Below are 3253 nucleotides of genomic sequence, written 5' to 3'. Positions count from 1 at the left end.
GCGAGCACGCTGCTCCACCCGCCGCATCGGCACAGCAGTTCAAGCCGTCCACACCCTGATGACCTGCACATATTCAGGATGAAAACGGTTCACTGGCAGCGAAGGTCCGCCGGAAACTCGACAACGGGACCCGTCGACTGCGAGAAGCCGATCGGTTCCTCAAGCGGCCCAACTCGCTGTACTCCTAACGGCCGAAGGACCAGCCGCGCGTCCCCGTGCGCCGGGTGTCCGCCAAGACCATCAGGCTGCATACGGGCATAGTTCAGTGATCAAGCAACGGCATTGGCTTCCCCCCTCGAGATGAAGGAGGTGCAATAACGAGTGCACAATCTTGCCCGTTCTGCACGCATCTGATGCTTGAGGCGTGTTCCGACCATCGCAGTACAGAGCTTTCATTGAAAGAGGGCCGCCTTCCTTCGATCAATGGAACGGGCCCTGGCGGATGAACAGCGCTGTTGCTCGACGAGTCCCTTTGCTGCGGCGTATGGCTATGAAAGAAGATCTCGATGGCTCCAGTTTCAGTTATCTCGGGGCTGGGCGTGTGTCTGCCCGAGCCCGTAGCAACGAATATGGATGCGGCGATCCCGTGGGACATTTCGGACACATCAATCCGCTCCCATACGGGCATCGAGGAGCGGCAGGTGACCGAGAGGCTTGGGAGAGGGGGTGAGCTGCCCGTGGCAGCGGGCCGTGCTGCGCTGATGTCGGCCGAGGCGAATGCTGATTTTGTACTGCTGACGACGACGCCTGATCATCCGTGTCCGGAGACCGCGCCGGAGGTGGCCCACCATCTCGGGCTGAACGGTGTACCAGCGCTGGACCTGTCGGCAGTGTGCTCGGGATTTGTCTACGTTTTGGCCGTGTCCCATGCCCTCATAAACTCCCGAGCCTGCTGCCGCCCGCTTGTGATCGGCGCCAGGAGTACACATCGACCATCGATCCGCGGAACGGCACACTGCGGCCATCTTGGGCGACGGAGCCGAGGTAGTCCTGCTACGTGCGGACACGGCGCTGAGCCCGGGGCGACTCGGGAATTCTACCTTGGCAGCGACAGTGCCGGCTTGATGCCAGTAGCCGTGGATTCGTGCTATTCCCGTGCCAACAGCGGGGGATCCGCGTGAACGACGCTACCTCCGTATTTATGGCCGTTAGGTGTATGGACATGCAGTGTGCCGCATGACGAATTCCGTACAGTCGGTGCTGGATAGGACTGGCTGGTCAGCCCGTCTGTGCGGGCCTTTGTGGGTCACTGGGCTGACAAGCGCATTCTCAACACGGTGGGCCATAGCCTGGATATTGGTCCCTCGTATCAGGTCGCCCTCGTCCGCAGTAACAGGCCACACGTGAGGCAATGTGATGATACCAGTCACCCTCCGGGGGATCGAAAAGTACACGCGCGCCCCACGGCGTGGGGTCCAAGCACTTATCAATGCACTCGGCGTGAACATTCTGGGTATCTACCGGTGCAGGCGCCCTTCGGCACCATGCAATCCGCGAAGAAAGCCCCGGCTAACGAGGGTCGGCGCCGGCACTTGACCTGGCTTCTGGTCGGCCTGCCTCCCGCAGTGAATGGCGAAATTAACAGACCGACATGTCTCCCGATATTCCGATTGGGGTGCCGCAACGCCTGCGAACACCTCATTTCGGTTAAGTAGCTATGGGGTCGAAATGGCTGAAGAGCTCTGGCGCAAGGATGCCCACGAATTGGCGCGATTGATCCGTTCACGTGAGATTTCCGCGGTTGAGGTGATCGAAGCCCACTTGCATCGCATCGAAGAGGTCAATCCGGCCCTTAATGCGGTAGTCGACACCTTGCGGGACCGAGCCCTGGACGAGGCGAGAGCCGCCGACGAGCGGACCGCGGCTGGGGAATCCCACCTGGGTGCACTTCATGGCGTGCCAGTGACCATCAAGGAAAACGTCGACGTCGCCGGCACTGCAACCACCCATGGTATCCCTGCCCTGGCTCACGCCATCGCATCGCACGACGCACCCGCCGTTGAGCGGTTGCGAGCGGCCGGCGCCATCGTCCTGGGGCGCACGAATCTTCCCGACATGGCCTTGCGTATCCACACCGACAGCAGCCTGCGAGGCCTGACACGCAACCCGTGGCATCCCGGCCGCACCGCGGGCGGCTCATCCGGAGGAGAAGCGGCCGCGCTGGCCTCGGGAATGACGCCATTGGGGATTGGGAATGACATCGGCGGATCCCTCCGTAATCCGGCCCATTGCTGCGGCATCTCCGCCGTCAAGCCGACTCAGGGGCGTGTCCCGCACGCTACGGTCATCGAACCTGAAGATGGCCCCCTGTCGCTCCAGATGATGCAGACCAACGGTGTCATGGCGCGCCGGGTCGCCGACCTAAGTCTCGGTCTCGGCGTGATCGCAGGTGCTCACCACCGTGACCCGGGTTCTGTTCCCGTCCCCCTGAAAGCCCCCGGGCAACCTCCAACAGCCAGGCGTGTAGCGCTACTTGCCGAACCGCCGGGAGGCACGACCGACACGGGGATCGCGACCATTGTTCGTCAGGCAGGGGAGCACCTCGAGTCGGCGGGGTACGTCGTCGACGAACTCTCGCCGCCCGACTACACGGCCGCGATCGAACTCTGGCGCCGGTTCCTGTTCACCGAGATCCGCGCAATGCAGCCCCTTCTCGAACAGGTCATGGGCGACGACGGGCGACGCTTCCTCGACTGCGCGCTCGCCCACGAGCCGGTTCTCGATCTGGAGGCATACGTCGAGCTGTTCGTTCACAGGCGCCGTGTGGCACGGGCGTGGCTCGAGTTCCTGCAGACCTACCCCATCATCGTAACGCCTGTCTGGTCGCAGCCAGCTTTCCCGCACGGCTGGGACGCCGAGACACCCACCCAGGCCCAAGCTGCCATGGAACTGCTTCGCCCGGTCATGCCGGCCAACCTTCTCGGCCTGCCGGCAGTGACAACCCCAGCAGGTCTCATGGCAGGTATGCCCGTCGGCGTTCAGTGCATCGCAGCGCCGTTTCGCGAAGACCTCGCGCTTTCCACTGCCGCTGTCATCGAAGCAGCCGTGGGCCGACTCACACCAGTTGACCCGTTCGTCAACAACACGGAAGACGTGACAGCGCCGCAGTGACCTTCCCCTCGTAGCGTGGAGGTGTGACTGAAGGGGAGGTTGGGGGGCATGGGTGGGAAGCGACGGTCGTATGACGCGCCGTTCCGTGAGGGTGCGGTACGGATCGTGTTGGAGACCGGGAAGTCCGCGGCGGAGGTCGCGC

Annotated in this window: 2 protein-coding genes and 1 pseudogene; all 3 read left to right on the top strand. The window is 63.1% G+C overall.

Translation table 11 applies throughout. The features are described 5' to 3' along the window. Window positions 1-82 (top strand): annotated as a pseudogene (locus tag ACZ7GZ_RS42865) (IS5/IS1182 family transposase); the annotation flags it as partial. Between the two features lie 424 nt (window positions 83-506). Then, the gene (locus ACZ7GZ_RS42860) at window positions 507-1121 is read left to right on the top strand and encodes a ketoacyl-ACP synthase III (protein WP_471033250.1); all 615 of its coding nucleotides are present in this window, start codon (window positions 507-509) and stop codon (window positions 1119-1121) included. Between the two features lie 547 nt (window positions 1122-1668). Continuing rightward, complete coding sequence (locus ACZ7GZ_RS42855) at window positions 1669-3111, top strand: amidase (RefSeq protein ID WP_471033247.1); 1443 nt, start codon at window positions 1669-1671, stop codon at window positions 3109-3111. The last annotated feature ends 142 nt before the right edge of the window (window positions 3112-3253 follow it).

The organism is Streptomyces sp. NPDC037288, assembly GCF_055603265.1.
Note: the sequence above shows the minus strand (reverse complement) of the source record. Positions and strands in the feature narration are given on the sequence as shown.

Excerpts from the sequence above, each read along its gene's own strand:
- ACZ7GZ_RS42860 (WP_471033250.1), top strand. The coding sequence starts at position 507 with ATGGCTCCAGTTTCAGTTATCTCGGGGCTGGGCGTGTGTCTGCCCGAG.
- ACZ7GZ_RS42855 (WP_471033247.1), top strand. The coding sequence starts at position 1,669 with ATGGCTGAAGAGCTCTGGCGCAAGGATGCCCACGAATTGGCGCGATTG.